Consider the following 19,738-nt stretch of genomic DNA (forward strand, 5'->3'; position numbering starts at 1 on the left):
CTCTCCCCGGTTCGCTCCTAGCAATTGTTGATGGAAAGAGACTTGAAGTCGGATCAGTTCCGAGAATGATTACCCAGTCGTCATAAACAGCCACAGCCCACTGCAACCACTGCATTTTTCGCGGCAAAACGACTTGAAAGAGAACATGGAGCGTGTTCTTGCCAAGGTTACCTCAAGTTGCGCCGTCGATTGCCGATAAAAGCCAGACGGACAGCCCGCATGTTGTCTGCTGGATCATGTTTCTCGTGAGAGGGGAACTCAATGGCACATACCAAGTCTTCCAAACGCGGCTTCACACTCATTGAGATTTTGATTGTTGTTGTGATTCTCGGTGTGCTTGCTTCGATCGTCATTCCTCAGTTCACCAGCGCGACTGACAGCAGCCGCGAAAACACGCTCAAAATGGACCTGCATCGTATCCGCACGCAGTTGATTCTTTACCAGCAGCAGCACAACGGGAATTACCCGACAGTGGCGGATTTTGTGGCCCAGATGACGCAGGCGTCTAATACCGCAGGCGATACCGCTGCTCCGGGAACCGCAGGGTACCCGCACGGCCCGTACATTCAGCAGATGCCGTTGAATCCCTGGACCTCAACCCGCGATATAGGAAACGGTGCTGCGGGTTCCAGTGCGTGGTACTTCGACCCGTCCATCGGGGACTTCCGCGCCAACGACTCCGCGCAGTCCCGAACCTACTGACCGACACTCGACCGCTACGACATCAAACACCCAGCTATTTATGGATGGGTGTTTTTTATCAGCATCGCTCCGCCTAAGATGTTTCGACGGAGTGACTCATGGCCTTATACAACTTTCACCGCGTGTTGATCCTGGCCTTTGTCGCCTTCGCCATAGGCTTTGGATATTTTGCAATTCATCGCTTGAAGATTGAGACCGATGGCGCTCGCGGTCCGTACTACATCATGCTCGTGGTGTCAGTGATCGTCGGAGCAGCGATGCTCGGCTACTTTTTTTACTTCAACCGCCGCCTTTGCCAACGTCAGAAAAATCAGAAGATTTCGTAAATAAAGCGAATCGGACGACGGTGTTTGGAGTCGCGCATGACATGCCGTCAAGATCGCTCGTACACGACACATGATTGTGATAAAGAAAAATGCTGAATGATCTCAACACCCGATTTGGCCTGTTGAGTTAATCTTGATTTACGTTCAATGGTAGTCTCGCTCCGATCAAGCGGCGCGGATAAAGGAAGAAAAGCAACGATGTCTCGTCTCGATCAACTCCAGAAGCTCCATCACGCTGATCCCAAGGACGCTTTTCTCACTTATGGCATTGCACTTGAGCACGCCAAGGTGCAGCGTTTTGCCGACGCGATCACGTGGCTGGATAAGACGCTCGAAATCGACCCGCACTATTGCTACGCCTTTTTCCAAAAGGCAAAGATGCTTTCGGAAAAGGGTGACGATGACGCAGCCTGTCAGATCCTGCGCGTCGGTATGGAAGTCGCGACCAAGGTAGGTGATAGCCACGCCCGCGAGGAGATGGCGACTTTGTTGGAATCGATGAGTTGAAGTGTGCGGACGGCTATTGGAAGAACGGTTGGACCAGTCCGTGTATTAACAAGTACGCCACCGCAGCGATGAAGGCGGAGCAGGGAAGCGTCAGGATCCACGCCACGACGATGCGCTGCCCCCAGATCCAGCGGACGCTGCGAACGCCCTTGGTGGTGCCGACGCCAAGGATGGCACCGGTGATCGCATGTGTGGTTGAGATCGGTACGTGACTGACGGTGGCCCCGATGATCGTCACCGCCGCAGCCGTTTCGGCACAGAAGCCGCCGACGGGTTGTAGCCGTGTGATTCCTGAACCCATCGTTTTAACGATGCGCCATCCGCCGAACATTGTGCCCAGCGCGATCGCGGCATGACAAGCGAGGATGATCGGCAGGCCGTACTCATGGCTGGGCATAAATCCGAGGTTTACATGCCAGCTTCCAACATGGAAGCCGACATGCTCCCAATGAACGTGCCCCCAGCGGGTCCATGATTCGCGTCCGCCGGCAACGAGCAAGGCGACGATGATGCCCATGGTTTTCTGGGCGTCGTTGGTTCCGTGCGCGAGGCTGTAAATACCTGCCGAACACAACTGAAGTCTGCGGAAGAGGCTGTCCACTCCGTTGGGAGTGGATCGACGGAAAATCCATGAAACCGCCACCATCATCACAACGCCCAGCAGGAAGCCGATTGTCGGTGAGAGGATGATGTAGAGCAGTACCGGAACCCACCCGCTGGGTATGATCGCCGAGACACCCGCCTTGGCGATGGCGGCCCCGGCGTAACCGCTGATTAAAGCATGTGAGGAACTCGTTGGCAGTGCGAGCAGCCAGGTGATGATGTTCCAGATGATCGCGCCCAGCAGGCCTGCGAAGATGACGTAGATATCGACTTGACTGATATCAACCAGACCCTTGCCGATTGTCTTGGCTACGCCGGTGCCGAAGGCGAATGCCGCGACGAAATTAAAGAAAGCCGCCCATGTGACCGCCTGTGTAGGCGTCAGGACGCGCGTTGAGACTACGGTCGCGATGGAGTTTGCCGCATCGTGAAATCCATTAAGGAAGTCGAAAACCAGCGCGATAAAGATGATAAAAAAAATCAGGTAGAGCGTAGCGCCGACCGCGACGGGGGCGGCTGGAGCGGAAGTTTGAGCAAGTAGAGAAAGCATGGGGTGAGTGTTCGGGACTCAGCGGTTAGGGTGCAGACTTTTAATGAGGGTCACAGGTCTGGGAAGTCGTGGTGAGGACGGCGCAGGTGCGGATTTCAAGTAGTCATTCGATCCATGAATCCCCGCCATTGGTGGTTCTGGCTCATCCATTCTTTAGAACGATCCGTTCCAGTGTGTTTCCCACGTCCTCGCATTTATCGATGGCTTTTTCGATGCGGTCGTAAAACTCCTTCCACTTCATGACTTCAAGTGGCGGCGTGTTACCCTCGTAAAGCCGTGAAACTGCTGCGTGATTGTTGTCGTCACCTACGCTCTCGAGTCGGTGGATTTCGATGAGCTTGAGTTTGAGGTCGGAGAATTTTCTGCTTTTGCGAAGCAGGAGAACCGCTTCGTGCAGGTTGACCGTTGACTGCACGAGGATGTCGATCTGTCGGATAAACTCAACCTCGATGGACTTGACGTGGTAGAGCTTGATCCGTTTCGCCAGAGCATCGATCTCGTCGATGATGTCGTCGAGTCCGCCGACCAGTTCGTGAATATCCTCACGATCAAAGGGTGTGATGAACGTGCGATCCAGCCGATCGAGTGCCTGATGTGACAGCTCATCCGCGGCGTGTTCTTCGTTGCGGATGACCTGAAGCGGACCGTCAATGGCGGGAAATTCCTTCACAAGGCGTTGGAGGTAATTCGATGCGGATACGCCGTGTGCAGCAATCTTCTCAAATAAATCAAAAAAAATAGTGTCCTTGGGCAGTAAGTTGAACATGCAGGATTCCGTGGTCGTGAGGTCGTCGTCTATTTAAGTGGAGGAATTGTAACGTAGTTCAGAGATGGCGATATCGCACGCCGAAATAAATTTACGGTCTGCGGAGAGGCCACCGATTTGTTTCGGGCGACGGAGGAATGCAGCCTTGACGGATGAGGCGTTATTACCTTCCAGGAGAGACGGGCTTACCGCCTGCTTGAGCTGATTCAAAGGCCCACAGTGTCGCCCGCGAGGCACGCCAGATTTCATCCTGAGGGATCAAGCCCGTACCGCCGCCAGCCATATTTTCGATCAGCTGCGTCGTCCATTGATCGACATTTGGCAGGCCGGCTTGGTCAAGTGCCGCACCGGATACTTTGTCGTTCCAATACAACGCACTTGGCTCATCACCGTGACGGATCTCGATTTTACCTTTGGTGCCCTGGAGCCAGATTCGGCTGTCGCCGAAGGTTTTCATTGAGGTTGGATTGAGCCAATCCACTTCAAAGTGTCCGAATGTGCCGCTGGGGAAGCGGAACTGTGCCTGCGCAAAGTCCTGAAACTCTTTGTGTGTCGGTTGGTCAAAATTGCCATGAATGGCGGAAACCCATGACGGAGACTCGCCGGCAAAAAAGCAGCAGAGATCGGCGTGGTGTGATCCGATGTCGAGGATCGCGCCGCCGTTACCCGCCGCGGTCCAGTGCCAGGCTGGTCGTATTGAGGGATTAAGCTTGTGCGGCCCGCAAGCCATTACACGGACGAGTTTGCCAATGGCACCGCTGTCAAGCAGAGTTTTGGCGGCGCGTACATCCGGATAGCCCCGGTATGGGTAATAGGTGATCACAGGTTTTTTGTGTTGTCGGACTGCAGCAATGATGCGCTCAAGGCCGGCGTGTGAGAACACCAGAGGCTTATCCACGAGCACAGCCACTCCGGCGGCGAGACACTGTTCGGTCAGTGCGGCACGTTCGCCGGGAACGGCGGCAGTGATCACCAGCGATGGCTTGAGTGCCAAGGCGCTTTTGAGCGACTCCAATTCGGGAATTCCCATTTGTTTGGCCGCTTCCTTGCGCAACGCAGGGTCGGTGTCGAACACGCCGACAACCTCGTGACTTTTGGCCTGCTTGGCGGATTCGGTCATACCGAAAATGTGTGGATGTGCGACGCCGGCGATAACGATCTTGGCCATGAGTGGATTCCGGGATAAGAGGTAGGACTGATGTCTCAGCGATTATTGCAGCTGGATATCTTCAGGATATCCGTGAGCGATGCAAATGATTGTGAATGAGTGGCGGTTCAGCGCGAATCCGGGTTAATCATCGGATTCTGCAACCGGGGAAATTCTCCGATGTGTATCGCGCATTGATGGTTCCGCGCGCCGTGGAATTTCGCGGCTACAATCTCCGTTTTGACAGGGATTGCTTGGCATGACGACGCTTAAATCCAATCCTCCGCCATCTCCCGCACCTCAGGCTGCGGGTAATTTCATCCATGAAGTGATCGAAGCGGACATTCAGGCAGGCCGTGTCAAACCCGGTCACATCATCACTCGTTTTCCTCCGGAACCCAACGGCTACCTGCATATCGGGCACGCCAAGGCTCTGTGCCTCGACTTTGGCACAGCATTGAAATATGGCGGTCGCTGCCATCTCCGAATGGATGACACCAACCCGGCGAAGGAGGAGCAGGAATACATCGACGGCATCAAGAACGATGTGCGCTGGTTAGGTTTTTCCTGGGGTGATCATGAGTATCACGCATCGGACTACTTCGATCAGCTATACGACTGGGCGGTGCTGTTGATCAAAAACGGAAAGGCGTACATCTGCGATCTGTCTCCTGAAGACATGACGCGAACACGCGGCACGCTGACTCAGCCCGGACAGAACGGCCCATTCCGTGATCGCAGCGTGGAAGAAAACCTTGATCTTTTCGCTCGCATGAAAGTGGGGGAGTTCCCCGAAGGTACGCGCACGCTGAGGGCGAAGATCGATATGGCCTCGCCCAATATCACCATGCGTGATCCAGTGATGTATCGCATCCTGAGAGCGGAGCACCCCCGCACTGGCCGCAAGTGGTCGATCTATCCCATGTACGACTGGGCTCACGGCCAATCCGACTGGATTGAAGGTGTCACACACTCACTTTGTGATACCGGTTACGAAGAACATCGACCGCTCTACGACTGGTTTCTCGACACCCTGATCGCCCTGGGTGCCAAGTCCCCCAACGCGACTTACAGGCCGCGACAATATGAGTTCGCCCGACTCAACATCCAGTACATGATGATGAGCAAGCGCAATCTGCTCACTCTGGTGCAGAATGGCGTGGTTAGCGGCTGGGACGATCCCCGTATGCCGACGCTGGGTGGTCTGAGGAGGCGCGGCTTTACAGCCGATGCGCTGAAGGAATTCTGTCAGAGGATTGGTGTCGCCAAGCGTGAAAATATGGTGGAGATCGCGCTTCTGGAGCACTGCCTGCGCGATGATCTCAACAAGCACGCTCTTCGTGCCATGGCCGTGATGAAGCCCTTGAAGGTCGTGATCGATAATTACCCTCAAGGTCAGGATGAGGAGTTGGAAGCGGTCAATAACCCGGAGGATGTATCTGCCGGTACCCGGAAGGTTCCGTTTGGCCGGGAGATCTACATTGAACGAGAAGACTTCGAGGAGGTTCCTCCGCCGAAGTTTTATCGTTTATTTCCCGGCAATGAGATTCGCCTTCGCTACGCGTACCTGATCCGGTGCGTGAGCGTGGTGAAGGATGCCTCCGGCCAGGTGACGGAGGTGCATTGCACTTACGATCCTGCGACTCGAGGCGGCAACGCTCCTGACGGACGAAAAGTGAAATCCACGATCCACTGGGTCAGTGCCAGGCATGCGGTAGATGTAGAGGCACGGCTATACGAACAGCTCTTTGTCCGAGAAGACCCCAACGATTTGACGGGCCTGCCCGCCGGTGCGGATTGGCGCTCAAATGTCAACGCCAAATCTCTTGAAATTGTTACAGCCAAGGGCGAGCGCAGCCTGGCGGATGCCAAACCCGGTGAGCGGTATCAATTCGAGAGGATCGCCTATTTCTGTGTGGATACACAGGATTCAAGCCCCGGAAAGCCCGTATTCAATCGCACGGTGACACTTCGCGATTCGTGGGCGAAGGAACAGAAAAAAGGCGGATAACAGCTCGTTGATGACGTGAGCTGGTATCGACTTTACAGCCACGGGTCCAGTGCGCAATCCTGCACTTACTGGCGGGAAATCCATCTCATTTGTTTTGCATGAAAACCTGACGAAGATTTGCTGGCAAATCGACGAATGTTTGGTTAATGTTTGGTAATGGCGAAGAAGTGGTACGACAATCCGGAGGGCAGGCAAGAGGTCGGCGAATATCGTGACGCATTACCCACTGGACCGGTCCGCGGCCGCGGTGCCGCTCTCAATCCCGGCAATCGGTTCGAGACGGTGCGCCTGCATGTGCTTGGTGAGCATCTGGACGAGATCGTCACGCAAGATCCGCATCATGCTGGACAGCAGTTGGTCACACAAGTTCTGTACGACACGACCAAATCAATCATCAATCACGTAGATCCCAAAGTCAGCCCGGACGTGGGATTTGAGTGGACGGTTAATCCGTATCGCGGTTGCGAGCACGGATGTATTTATTGTTTTGCACGGCCGTACCATGAGTACCTGGGGTTTTCCGTTGGTATTGATTTCGAAACCCGGATTCTCTGCAAGCCCGATGCGCCGGAAATACTGGAGAAGGAATTGGCGGATCGAAAATGGAAGGGCGACCCGCTTGTGATGTCAGTCGTAACCGATGCGTATCAGCCGGTCGAAGCCAAATTGCGAATCACTCGACGATGTCTGGAAGTGATGACCAGGTGTCGACAGCCGGTATCGACAGTAACGAAAAGCCGGCTCATCCTTCGTGATCTTGATTTGATCGAAGAGCTGGCCGGTTTCAATGCGTATCGAGCAGCGGTCAGCATTACGACACTGGACTCGAAACTCGCGGCGAAGATGGAGCCACGGGCCAGCTCTCCTGCTGATCGGTTGCATGCGGTGCGCGAACTCTCCCGGATCGGTGTGCCGGTGACGGTGATGGTCGCACCGATCATTCCCGCGTTGACGGATCGTGAGATACCCAACATTCTCGAAGCGGCGAAGGACGCCGGCGCGACCCATGCGGGTTATACATTGCTCCGACTGCCATGGCAGGTCAAGGCCCTTTTTATCGAGTGGCTTCATCGCTGCTTTCCCGACCGGGCGGGACACGTCGAAGGTCTGATTCGTGGTGCTCGCCGCGGCAAACTTTACGATGCGACTCCCGGTGTGCGCATGAAAGGTGAAGGACCAATCGCGGACCAGATCGGGAGCATGTTCCGGATGTTTCGCAAGCGATACGGTCTCGATCAACCACATCAGCCCTTGAACCATGCTGCATTTCGGCGGCCAAACCCGGGCGGGCAGATGGAACTTTTTAGCTGAGATGGATCTTGGTTCACCGTGGATGCCGCTGTCGATTGGGGCTGATGAAACTAAATTTGTGAAAATTTCAATGTAACTCTTGCGACTTCACGTATTGATGACGACGCCAACCTCTGATCTCTATTAGAAATCCTGATATCGGCGGTTGACCAGCGACGGAGAGTTATGCGATGCGCCGTTTCGGCAGTTCGAGTGTTCAGATGTAACTTTTGACAGCTTGATTCCGTCAAATAACAGCCAGATGCCAAACCAACCGATATAGAGTTGGCTTGCGGTTTGCATTGGTTGGGTTTTATCGGCTGCGTCATTTGACGGCGGCGCTACAATGTGGTGTCGTTCACTGGGACAGCAGAGACCGATTCTCCGGTTTACTGTGCCCGGCAGCGGGAAAGAAAGAGGCAATACCATGTTTGAGCGGTTTACAGATCGCGCCCGAAAAGTGATGGCCTTGGCCAATCAGGAAGCCCAACGCTTCAACCATGAGTACATCGGTACCGAACACATCCTGCTCGGTCTCGTTAAAGAAGGCTCCGGTGTTGGTGCTAATGTTCTCAAGAACCTCGAAGTGGACCTCCGCAAAGTTCGCCTTGAAGTTGAGAAACTCGTCAAGAGCGGTCCCGACATGGTCACCATGGGCAAGCTCCCGCAGACCCCGCGCGCTAAGAAGGTCATTGAGTACGCCATCGAAGAAGCGCGTAATCTCAACCATAACTATGTCGGTACGGAACACCTGTTGTTAGGTTTGCTGCGCGAACATGAAGGTGTGGCGGCCCAGGTGCTCATGAATCTGGGATTGAAGCTCGAAGAGGTCCGCGAGGAAGTGCTCAACCTCCTCGGAGCCGGGGCGGATTCGGAAGAGTCTGCCGCCAAAGGCGGGACGCCCGCTTCTCCCGGCGAAGGTGGAAATCCCAAAGCCTCCAAGAGCAAGACTCCGGCCCTCGACAGCTTTGGCCGTGACCTGACGCAATTGGCGGAGGAAGGTACGCTCGACCCGGTGATCGGCCGCGCGAATGAAATCGAACGGCTGATTCAGATCCTTTGCCGTCGTACCAAGAACAATCCCGTGTTGCTGGGTGAAGCCGGTGTCGGCAAGACGGCCATTGTCGAGGGGCTGGCTCAGAAAATCGTCAGCAAGGATGTACCGGAGATCCTCGCGGATCGTCGCATCGTCGTGCTTGACCTGGCGATGATGGTTGCGGGAACTAAATATCGCGGCCAGTTTGAGGAGCGCATCAAGGCGGTCATGAACGAAGTCCGCCGCGCCAAGAACGTATTGCTTTTCATCGATGAACTGCACACGCTTGTCGGTGCTGGTGGGGCTGAGGGTGCGATCGACGCATCCAATGTTCTCAAGCCCGCTCTTTCCCGCGGTGAAATCCAGTGCATCGGCGCGACGACCCTTGACGAGTATCGCAAGTACATTGAAAAGGACGGCGCGCTGGAACGCCGGTTCCAGACCATCGTGGTCGAACCGCCGAACAAGGAAGACACGATCGCCATTCTCAAGGGTTTGCGCGATCGTTACGAAGCTCACCATCGCGTGCAGATCACAGACGGTGCGATCCGCTCCGCGGTCGAGTTGTCGGAGCGGTACATCTCCTCGCGCGTGCAGCCGGACAAGTCGATTGACGTGATCGACGAAGGCGGTGCCCGCATCCGGCTCAAGAGCATGAGCAAGCCGCCGAATATGGCTGAGCTTGAGGAGCAGATCGAGCGGTTGTCGATCGAAAAAGACGAAGCGGTCAGAGCTGCCGACTACGAACGGGCCGCCCAGCTCCGCGATGAAGCGGAAAACCTTCGTCGTAAAAAAGAACAGATCCAATTGGATTGGCGCAACCGGGCGAAGGAAGTGGACGGCGTGGTTGACGAGGAAGTCGTCGCGGAAGTTGTCAGCAAGATGACCGGTATTCCGCTCACCCGGCTGGAAAAGAAGGAGACCGAGCGTCTGCTCAAGCTCGAAGATGAGCTGCATAAGCGCGTGGTCAGCCAGGAAGAGGCGGTCAAGTCGATCTCCAAGGCGATTCGCCGGGCGCGTTCGGGTTTGAAGGATCCAAGGCGGCCGATGGGATCGTTCATTTTCATCGGGCCTTCCGGTGTGGGTAAGACGTTGCTCTCCAAGAGTCTTGCGGAGTTCATGTTCGGTGACGAGGAAGCCCTGATTCGCATCGACATGAGCGAATACATGGAGAAGCACAACGTCAGCCGTCTCATCGGTGCGCCTCCCGGCTACGTCGGTTACGAAGAGGGCGGACAACTCACCGAGCGGATCCGTCGTCGGCCATACAGCGTGGTGCTCCTCGATGAGATTGAAAAAGCACACCCTGATGTGTTCAACATGCTGCTTCAGATCATGGAAGAGGGGCAGCTCACCGATTCGTTCGGCAGGCATGTGGACTTCCGTAACGTCGTGCTCATTATGACCAGCAATATCGGTGCGGACCTCATCAAAAACAAAGGCGGCTTCGGTTTCACCAAGCCTTCCGAAGAGGCGGATTATCAGAAGATGAAGAAGACGCTCAATAGCGAAATTGAGCGTTACTTCCGTCCGGAGTTCATCAACCGTCTGGATGACGTGATCGTATTCCGACCGCTGAATCGCAACGACCTTGTGGGTATTGTCGAGTACGAGCTTAAGAAAGTTCGCGGCCGTCTGAAGGACCGCGGCATGACGCTGGAGCTTGATGAGAAAGCCAAGGACTTCCTGATTGAGAAGGGCTACAACCCTGACTTTGGTGCTCGACCGCTGCGTCGCGCGATTGAGCAGCACGTGGAAGATCCGTTGAGCGAATCGATCCTGCGTGGTGAGTTCCGCGAGGGCCAGGCCATTCACGTCACCCGTGAAGACGGTGCTGAAGCTCTCAAGCTCTCCGCAACGGGTGGAGAACCCGGCAAGGATAAGGATGCCGAGCCGGTGAAGGCTGCCGCGGAGAGTACGTAATTCGCCAACACTTTTTTCGAGATTTCAAGGAACCTCACCGGAAACGGTGGGGTTCTTTTATCACCGGGATCGCAGCAGTTTCAAGGCAGGATGCCTCCTATCCGTGACACTTCAACGATTCCACCCGCGACAGACTATAAAGACCGCAGATTTTCTCGGACGGAAGACGTCCTGATTTCTGGAATCGGTCAAAAAATCAACGTGTTGAAGGTTCAAGTGCTGTAGGGTCCGAGTCGATGAAACACTAGCGTCAATTTCAAACGGCACATCGTTCCGCCTGATGATGGATGTCGTTTCAGAGTAAGCCGGTGGATTTCGGAAGGGGTGTTCGTCGATGAATCAGGCTTTGCTGGAACGTGTACTCAAGTCCCCCAGGCTTCCGAGCCTTCCAACGATCGCCATTGAGGTGATCGATCTGGTTCAACAAAAAGACGTGAATATCAAGCAGATCGCGCACACGATCTCACACGATCCTGCCCTTTCTTCGAAGATTCTGAAAACAGTCAACTCATCCTTTTACGGTCAGGCTCATTCGATCAGCACCATCAGTCATGCGCTGGTCATTCTGGGACTCAATAGTGTCAAGACGCTGGCACTGGGTTTCAGCCTGGTCCCAAACCTCCGCGAGTCCGGCGGAGATGAGTTTGATCACGTGGACTTCTGGAAGCGCAGTCTCTACTCCGCAGTTGCTGCCCGTTCCCTGGCGAAACATATCAACCTCGTTCAGCAGGAGGAGGCATTCCTCGGCGGGTTGCTTCAGGATCTGGGCATGCTCGCCATGAACCAGACCCTGGGCAGTGACTACGCCGCCATCTTGAAGCAGGTTGGTCTGGAGCACCGAAAACTTCGTGAAGCTGAGCAACTCAAGCTCCAGACTGATCACGCGGAGATTGGCGCTGCCTTGGCGGAGACATGGAATCTTCCGCCGCTGCTGGTTCAGCCGATTCGTTATCACGAGGATCCGACTGGTGCGCCGGAAGAACTTCTGCCGCTGATCCGTTGCGTTGTGTTAGGCGGTCGCCTGGCGGATGTTTTCACCAGTTCCAACCCCGGCCCCGCTCTTGAGGGCTACCACCAGTTGGCGCAGCAGTGGTTCAATCTCAACAAAGAGATGGCAGAGTCACTGCTCAAGGGTATCCATGAAAACACAGTCGAGATGCGTCGGCTGTTTGATCTGCCTACGGGTGAGCTGGTCAATCCCGACCAGATTTTAGCCCGTGCGACGGAAGCCCTGTTGCAGATCAGCCTCCAGACAGCGCAGCAGACCTCGCAGTTGGAGCAGCAGAATAAGCAACTGGTGGAGCAGGCCACAACCGATTCGCTCACAGGCGCCGCCAATCGCCGTCTGTTTGCGGACTTCATGGCTGATCGTTTTGCTGAGGTCCGCACCGGCGCGGGGCCGCTGAGCGTGCTCTTCCTCGATACGGATCATTTCAAGAAGTTCAACGACACCTATGGGCATCAGACCGGAGACCGTGTGCTCATTGAGCTTGCAGGTGTCCTCAAGAAGTCTGCGCCCAAGACGGCACTGGTGGCCCGGTATGGCGGCGAGGAGTTCGCTGTTGTCTTGCCCAAGACCGATCGACTTACCGCTGCCAAGTTCGCCGAAACGGTTCGCAAGCTCATCCAATCTCAAACGGTCCAGTCTGACGACGGACAAACTCTCTCCATCACCGCAAGCATCGGCGTGGCGACCTACGATGGCTCGTTCTTCACCCGTGCAGAGCAACTCGTGAAAGCTGCGGATCAGGGGGTGTACGCTGCTAAAAAGTCCGGTCGTAATTGCGTCCGCGTTTTTACCCCAAAGTCGGATAAACCACACGCGCCTACCCCGGCACAAAAAGTCGCCTGATCCATGCTTCAGATGGCTTGCCCGCGATGCCTCTGACTGGGTCAAGTGCTCAGTGACACGTTAAGTAGCATTTCACGCAACAGATTTGTCCCTCGTTCATTTTTTCTGTTCGCCGGAAAAGATTATCACTGCGGTTCGTGTGCCGAGTATCAAGGCATTGTCCAGGAAAACGGAGCGCGCTGGATCCAAAGCGTCTCGTAACGGTCCAAGGGTCTGTTCGTGAGTGATAATTCCTGTCTGCCGGTTGAGAAAATACAGCTTGTATGTCCAACCCTTCTGGCCATTAGCTTCTCCGGCTGGTTGAACGGGTCCGCCATTCGCCGGATTCTGTTGTTCGATCAGGACCGGTCCGTTATTTCCCACTTGAATAAAGCGGCGACCCTGCGGTGCAGCCGCCAGCGCTCCGGCCGGTCCATCGACCAGGCTGACCAGCACCACTTGATTCTGGCCGACCAATTGCCGCAGGAACTGCTTCTGCGGTTGCGCCACAGCGTCGCGCCATTGTGTCTTTCCATTTTTGTCCAGCGTTAAGGCGGCCCCGCGCGTCATCAGATGCCACAGTGATCCGTCGCTCCAGATGCGCATATCACCATTGGCTCTGCGGGCTGAGATCGAAATCTGTGCCATGCTCAACCTCGCGATGACAGCGCCCGTGGCAGTTTGGATCGCCGAAACCCCGCCGCTGGGCTCAGCCATAAAAAGAACCGTCGTTCCGCTGCGAGGTACGACGATCCCCATTGGTTCAGGGCTTTTGAGTCGCCACGCGACGTTGGCATCTTTGACGTTGTTTGCCACGACCTCGCCAATCGTTACTCGCAATACCAGACCTTCCGCGCTCATTCCCGCCCACATGGCGGGGAGTTTGTCATCCAGCGTTGGTCCGCGCTGCTCCCCGGTTAACGCATCGAGAACGATCACCGAGCCGCCCGCAGCATCAGTGCCTGATGCGGTGATGCCTGAAACCACGAGCGAGTCTTCACTGATCTCCAGACTTTCGAGTTGATTCATGGGGCAGAGCAGTTTCCACAGAACACGGCCGGTAGCTCGTTCAATTCCTACAAGCCTGCCGGCACGGTCACCGAGGCATATCACCGAATCATTGACGCGCAGGAAAAAAGTGTCATCCGCCGGCTGTGGTACGTTTCGTCCGGGAATAATCAGCGGGCCGTTGTTAGCCAACTCGATAATGCGGCGTTCCTCGACGCTGGCTTGCGCGAGTCGTTGTGCATCCGTGCCGACCTCGTCGAGCAACGGTCGAGCGAGCCTTTCCGGCCAGAGCGGTTTACCGGCAGCGAGATCAATTACGGTGAGTCGGCCGTCTCCACCGTTCCAGAGGATGGCTTGACCATCGCTCATCGAGATCAGCGTGAGCGGAGCGATGGGTACATCGGTTTCCCACTTGACCGCTAAATGAGGGCCGGCCAAAAGCGCAAGTTTGCCTCCGGTCTGGATGAGCATTTGATCGCGAGGCCAGGTTTCTTCGAGTTGTGCGGTGGGAATGAGCAATCGTCCGGTGAGGACACGAGGTTGAGCAAGCGGGGTCGTAATGACGGGCAGGGGAGATTCGAGGGATGGTTTTGCAGCCAGTTCCTCCAGCCACGTTGCGGTGTCGATCGGTGTGCCAGCACGAATGGGCTGGAGTTTCGGATTCAGGCGGCGGGTCTGCTCAAGCCAGAAACGTGCCTCCCGCGTGCGGCCGGTTGATTCGTAAATTTCAACGAGCCTTCCAATCGCCTGCGCATAGACATTGGTTTCCGGGCCATAGTTGTACACCCGACGCAACTGCACAATCGCACTATTCGTGTCACCAGCGGCGGCAAGGACGTTGGCCGCCGCGAGCAACGCGGACGGTGCTGATCCGGAGAGCGGGTATTGCCGCGCCACTTCAAGAAGTTGTATGGCGTCGGCGGTGTTCTGAAGTTCGTGCAGCCGATCGGCGGCTTGTGCTTCGTACTTGGCGTAAACCTTGATGCCGTTGGCTTGGATGAGATCAGCAATACGAAGACGCGCTTCCATGCCGGCTTCGCGCGTCACCGATCCGCGATGGTAAAGCTGTGACGAGAGGGTGGTGTCGGCGAGAACCGCCTGGTAGTGATCGACCGCTGCTTCAGGTTTACTCGAATCGGCGAGGAAACCGGCAACGCCGATCTGATAAGCGACCTCCTGTTGCGGCGTCGAGGCGATACTGCCAACGCGGTCGTACATCGCCTGCCGCAGCGCAGCATCGGTCGGCATCATGGCGAAGGTGAGCAGTTGATCAAACGCATGTTGAAATCGTGCATCGGAGAGTTGGGGGGCATCGCCATCCACGCCGGAATGGTGGCGTCGCAATGCTGCCAGTGCCGCGTCCGCGCCCTCCGTTGCGGCTTCCGCTTGCTTATTGGTGATCGCCACTGCTGCGAGTGACAGTCCCGGTTCAGGATCACTGAGGTTGTTTTTTATCTCTCGTCGCAGCCGGTCCAGCGCGATGGTCCAATCGAGATGGTTTTGCAGAGAATCGCTGTCGGAGACAACGATCTGGCCATCAATGGCCAGCAGGCTGCCAGGTGAATCAGTGGGGAATTGTGCGATGGTTTTCCCGTCATTGAGATTCAGGACGACGATTCGGTCTCGCTGCGGAAGCAGTATGCGGTCGGTGGTCACAGCAGCGCGGCCGCGAAAGCTCTCACTCCGCTCGGCACCGGTAACGCGGTTATTCCATTTTTCTTCAAGGGTCCTGTCATCGAGTAGATAGACCGTCGTACCCACACAGAGAATTCCCTGTTTCACGCGGAAAAAAGCGTTGGCCCCAAGCCACGCATCGCCGTCAAGCTCTCGAATGAGTTCGCCGGTATTTGGATTGAGTAATTGAGCAGGCCGGTTAACGTCGAGACTCGCTACGATCAATCCGGCTTCGACCAGGAGCGGTGCAGGCGTGTTCCATGCGGAGCCTCGTCGAGGGCGACCAAACGCCATATCCAGTTCGGTCGCCTGCGCAGGCATGACGTGGAGCCAGACCACCGCGCCGTTTCGACTTTCGAGACAACTGACCGAGCCGAGATTATCTGAGATGTAGAGCCTGCCGCTTGAGAGCACCATCTGTGACAGGGGACTGGACGAATTTCGACTGGTTGCGATCGCGCTGGAGAGGTAGCGGGTCCAGATAGGTCGCCCTGTCTGTGAGTCGAGCGCGACGACATAGGCGTCTTGAAACCCTGATCCCTGGTTTCGCCTCGCCATTACAAGGACGCGATTGTGGTCGGCAAGAGGCGTTCCATGGAAATAGGCGTTAGTGAGTGCCGGATCAGCGTCGCCGGGCTCAACCCGCCAGAGCGGTTGACCGTCAGACTCCCGCAGGCAGACCAGTGACGTGCCGCTGCTGCGGACCTGCCAGTTCATATTCACCGGAACCGCAAACCCCATGACGGTAACGACACGATCGTCATCAATGAGGACGGATCGCTGATCGGCCAACGGCCCAGTCATTTGTATCAGCGGGTTGAGTTGCGCCCCGGACGTATCCGGTCGGGTGTATGACCAGAGCAGCCGGCCGGAGTTTTGATCGAGCGCCAGCACAGCTGCACCGTTATTGATGAGAATTCGCTCGCCATGAACGACAGGTACAGGGTGCATCGCCGGCGAGGCATTAGGATCGTTGATGCCGTTGTTACGGATGATCGCCTCACGAACTCCTTCACCGAAGGGATCGGGAAGCTTGATGGTCCACAAGGCGGTGGGGAGGTTTTCAGGGACGATCGCATCCACCTGTTGCAACGCAGGATTGATCGCATGATCTCGATCGGGACGGTGTACGGATTTCGACCAGCGTTCAACCGCAGCGATCGCTACGGTGTCATTTAGTTTGCGAAGTGAGGCGAGGTGCTTCTCATACCGAGCTTGATCGCCGGAAAAAATGCCGACGGCAGCCTGGAGCATTTCCCACCGGGACTGCTGCGATTTGAGGTCGGGGTGCGAGGCCAGTTCATCAAGCACACCGGCAGCGTCGTCAGGGTTGGCTGCCTCAAGGTAGAGTGCGGCCAGGCGAAGTCCTGCTTCCAGACCGCTTGGACAGGGGAGATACCTGCCAATGACGGCCTCTAACGCAGCACGATTGGGTGCAGGCAGCGAGGCAGCGGCAAGGGCGCGCTGCGCACCGGGTTCTTCAAGCCTGCGATAGGCTTCGAGTAACTCAGGGTTACCGACAACGTCCGTCAACACCCGCCGTCGAACATCCGCGTACATTTTCTCACTCGTCCGTGCGAGCTTGGTCGGATACTCCTCCATGACTTTGCGATATACAGCAGCAGCCTCGCTGATACGCTTTTGCTCAATGAGTGATTTAGCTTGGTCGAGCAGATCCTGAGCTGCCTGTGAGTCTTCCACGTACACCGCGAGCTGCGGCATCTTGACCTGCGCATCTGCAACCGCAGCAGAGAGCAGAACGCAAAAGACCACGCTTAAGAAAGCCAGGGGGCAAAGTGTCCGCATGTGAAGGATTTTAGGCGATAGAGGGCTGCTTCCGTGAGCGTGAGGGATCTGTATTGAAAATCGAGGTTCGGATCCCGAAACCGATTCACTGGCATCCGATTCGTTACGCGCTTACCTTAGCAGTCCATGGCTAGCCGTTTTTCCATAGTCGGCATTGGTGAAGCACTCTTCGATATCTTCCCTGACAAGCAGGTGCTCGGAGGAGCACCGCTGAATGTCGCAGTCCACGCACACCAACTGACCGCTCAGCGCGGCGGCGAAGGTGTCGTGGTCAGCCGGGTTGGACAGGATGAGCTTGGTCAGGAAGTGGTGAAACAGCTTGCCAGCCGTGGAGTGAACACATCATTTCTGCAATTCGACCCTGATCGTGATACCGGCCGAGTTTATGTAGGTCTCGACAATCAAGGCCAGCCGGAATACGAAATCGTACGCGAGGTGGCGTGGGATTGGTTGAACTTCGACCCTGATACCGAGGACTTGGCGCAGAAGTGCGATGCTGTCTGCTTTGGCACACTTGCGCAGCGTAACGGTCAGGCACGACACGCGATTTACCGGTTTCTCGATACTGCTCGGCGGGCGGTACGGATCTTCGACGTGAACCTGCGACAGAACTTTTATGATCGGCAAATACTTCATCGAAGCTGTGAAGCAGCTTCGGTGGTGAAGCTCAACACGGATGAGTTGCCGGTGGTCGCGCGTGAGCTGGGACTGGTTGGTGCTGAGGGTTCTGATCACACCATCGGTCTGCTTTTCAAGCGATATCCAATGCTGAAACTGGTCGCGCTGACCCGCGGGAAACTCGGCACGGTTCTCTACACACCCTCTGGTCAGCGTCTTGAGGGCGAAAAGGTCAGCTATCAACCCGCCAACGATGCGGACGCGGTTGGCGCAGGTGATGCGTGCAGTGCGGGGTTGCTCGTAGGAATGATCCTTCGTTGGCCGCTGGAGCGCACGCTTGCATTAGCAAATCATGTCGGTGCCTACGTCGCGAGCCAGAGCGGAGCGACACCGAAGTTACCCGAGAGCATTCTGGAAATGGTCAAAAGATAAAAGGCTGCCCGCGGAACAAAGACAGATCGTTGCGTAGTGTCTGGTGAAAGGGTAACTCCACGGGTACGTCGGACGGACGCATCATCTCGTTCATCAACGACTGCCGAATGCCGTCGCAAATAAATCTTCATCAAGATCCGCAGGCATTGATCGTCCTGTTGCGTAGTTGTACAGAAGTGCCCGGAACACGCCGGAGGCAGCACTGTCAGCCGCTGCATGAATGAGAAACACCAAAAGGGCCACACCGATGATCGCGACAGCCACCACAGTGTTACCACTGCTTGCACTCAGGTAGATACCCAGGAACAGGAGCAGGTAGATCGGCAGAGCAAACAGGAAGCTCAGCAGACCAAGAGCGAAATTACCGCTCAACCCCTCGCCCCAGGTCTCTTTGAGCGTGGTCATCGACAACTTCAGTGCCTTGAAGGGGCCTACGCCTTCCACCGCCAATACGGGCACGACGAAATAGGTCAAGATCGTCCAGGCTGAACCCAGCAGGGCAGCGACGATCTTTCCAATTTTTTCATGCGTGTTCTCGATGATCTTTAGGACCACGCCAACAATCGCAGACAGCAGCGCCCATGCAGCTATCTGGGGCAGTCGTTTTACCGCGACAGACAGGCCATACTTCACCGTAGGGACTTCACCTTGCGTTACCTTCATCGCGCAAGCTGTCAGCGCGGTATTGAAAAAGACAATGATGAAAAAATTGACGTAGTAAAACGCAAACGCGGTGAGATAAACCACGGGGTCATGGTTATTTCCCGCATTGTCCAGAAACTCGGTGAACCGATGATAGGAGCCGGTTGCCCAGAGCGGTAGCACGAAGCTGAGAATGATCAAGATCGCGGAAAGAGTTGACAAAATCGGAAAAACGATGAGTTGCTTGAAGTCCCAGATGATGCCATAGCTGATTTTGGCAAACTCCCAGCCGCGCGATAGACGAAAGAAAAATCCACCACGCGGTGCGGTATCGACCGATCGACGTTTTCCGCTGGGAGCGGATATTTCGCGGACGACTCCGCCTGTTTCAGTTGAGAGTTTTCTGCCTTCCTTGAGGTTGTAGCCGCAGGCAATACAGATGACAGCCCCAGTTCCGACTTTTGCATTGCATGACGGACATTTGGTAGGCGACCCCGCCCCAGCCGTTACGCCGGGCGAGGTTTTATTGACCGGCGTCGCAGGTTCTGAGCCAGCCAGATCGTATGCGCTGTCGATTTCGCTGGTTCCGGAAGTTGGATCAACATTCGCTTTTTTCTCTGACTCCATTACGGAGGAGAGATCGAGTTTGAGATCCATATCGTCGAGAGCTAAATCCGTTGCGGTGGATTTGGCGGCAGGGTCAGAGCTGGGCATTACAAACATCGCGTTGCATTTGCAGCGGACCTTCTTACCCGCAAGATTGGGTTGCCAGCGGTACGTTCGCCCACACCCTTGGCAGGAGACTTTGCTTGTGGTTGACATCAAAGAGTCCTTTTTCAAAAGAAGGTGCAGAAATTCCAGCAAAA

13 protein-coding genes are annotated in these 19,738 nt (G+C 55.8%); 8 read left to right on the plus strand and 5 right to left on the minus strand.

Annotated elements, in window-relative coordinates:
- Positions 1-261 precede the first annotated feature (261 nt).
- The 3 genes from IT444_05315 to IT444_05325 all read left to right on the plus strand — a co-directional run bounded on the left by IT444_05315 (position 262) and on the right by IT444_05325 (position 1,535).
- The gene (locus IT444_05315) at positions 262-702 is read left to right on the plus strand and encodes a prepilin-type N-terminal cleavage/methylation domain-containing protein (GenBank protein MCC7192184.1); all 441 of its coding nucleotides are present in this window, start codon (positions 262-264) and stop codon (positions 700-702) included.
- 98 nt (positions 703-800) lie between these two features.
- Positions 801-1,028 carry a hypothetical protein gene (locus tag IT444_05320; protein MCC7192185.1) on the plus strand — a complete coding sequence of 76 codons (228 nt, stop codon included), beginning with the start codon at positions 801-803 and terminating at the stop codon, positions 1,026-1,028.
- A 198-nt stretch (positions 1,029-1,226) separates the two neighbouring features.
- The gene (locus tag IT444_05325) at positions 1,227-1,535 is read left to right on the plus strand and encodes a hypothetical protein (protein ID MCC7192186.1); all 309 of its coding nucleotides are present in this window, start codon (positions 1,227-1,229) and stop codon (positions 1,533-1,535) included.
- A gap of 13 nt (positions 1,536-1,548) precedes the next feature.
- On the opposite strand, the gene IT444_05330 is transcribed toward IT444_05325, so the two are convergent.
- The 3 genes from IT444_05330 to IT444_05340 form a co-directional block, all read right to left on the minus strand.
- The gene (locus IT444_05330) at positions 1,549-2,688 is read right to left on the minus strand and encodes an inorganic phosphate transporter (GenBank protein MCC7192187.1); all 1,140 of its coding nucleotides are present in this window, start codon (positions 2,686-2,688) and stop codon (positions 1,549-1,551) included.
- Positions 2,689-2,830: 142 nt separating this feature from the next.
- Positions 2,831-3,454 (minus strand): DUF47 domain-containing protein, encoded by a 624-nt coding sequence (locus IT444_05335; protein MCC7192188.1) that lies wholly within the window; start codon positions 3,452-3,454, stop codon positions 2,831-2,833.
- A 163-nt stretch (positions 3,455-3,617) separates the two neighbouring features.
- Positions 3,618-4,622, minus strand: a complete 1,005-nt coding sequence (locus IT444_05340; protein ID MCC7192189.1) for a Gfo/Idh/MocA family oxidoreductase — start codon at positions 4,620-4,622, stop codon at positions 3,618-3,620.
- A gap of 238 nt (positions 4,623-4,860) precedes the next feature.
- Between IT444_05340 and IT444_05345 the strand changes: the two genes are divergently transcribed.
- From IT444_05345 to IT444_05360, 4 genes are all read left to right on the plus strand, one after another.
- Entirely contained in the window at positions 4,861-6,612 is a 1,752-nt protein-coding gene (locus IT444_05345; GenBank protein MCC7192190.1) for a glutamine--tRNA ligase/YqeY domain fusion protein, read from the plus strand.
- A 156-nt stretch (positions 6,613-6,768) separates the two neighbouring features.
- A complete protein-coding gene (locus tag IT444_05350; GenBank protein MCC7192191.1) occupies positions 6,769-7,923 on the plus strand; it encodes a PA0069 family radical SAM protein in 1,155 nt (384 codons plus the stop codon).
- 406 nt (positions 7,924-8,329) lie between these two features.
- The gene (locus IT444_05355; protein ID MCC7192192.1) at positions 8,330-10,861 is read left to right on the plus strand and encodes an ATP-dependent Clp protease ATP-binding subunit; all 2,532 of its coding nucleotides are present in this window, start codon (positions 8,330-8,332) and stop codon (positions 10,859-10,861) included.
- A gap of 334 nt (positions 10,862-11,195) precedes the next feature.
- Entirely contained in the window at positions 11,196-12,713 is a 1,518-nt protein-coding gene (locus tag IT444_05360; GenBank protein ID MCC7192193.1) for a GGDEF domain-containing protein, read from the plus strand.
- Between the two features lie 96 nt (positions 12,714-12,809).
- Here IT444_05360 and IT444_05365 read toward each other — a convergent pair whose 3' ends face one another.
- Positions 12,810-17,180, minus strand: coding sequence for a PQQ-binding-like beta-propeller repeat protein (locus IT444_05365; protein ID MCC7192194.1), 4,371 nt, complete (start codon positions 17,178-17,180; stop codon positions 12,810-12,812).
- Positions 17,181-17,306: 126 nt separating this feature from the next.
- Here IT444_05365 and IT444_05370 point away from each other — a divergent pair, with 126 nt between their 5' ends.
- Positions 17,307-18,230, plus strand: coding sequence for a carbohydrate kinase (locus tag IT444_05370; protein ID MCC7192195.1), 924 nt, complete (start codon positions 17,307-17,309; stop codon positions 18,228-18,230).
- 93 nt (positions 18,231-18,323) lie between these two features.
- Here IT444_05370 and IT444_05375 read toward each other — a convergent pair whose 3' ends face one another.
- Complete coding sequence (locus IT444_05375; GenBank protein ID MCC7192196.1) at positions 18,324-19,694, minus strand: zinc ribbon domain-containing protein; 1,371 nt, start codon at positions 19,692-19,694, stop codon at positions 18,324-18,326.
- Positions 19,695-19,738 lie beyond the last annotated feature (44 nt).

The sequence above is a fragment of the Phycisphaeraceae bacterium genome, from assembly GCA_020851465.1.
In the GTDB taxonomy this organism is placed as follows: Bacteria; Planctomycetota; Phycisphaerae; order Phycisphaerales; family Phycisphaeraceae; genus JADZCR01.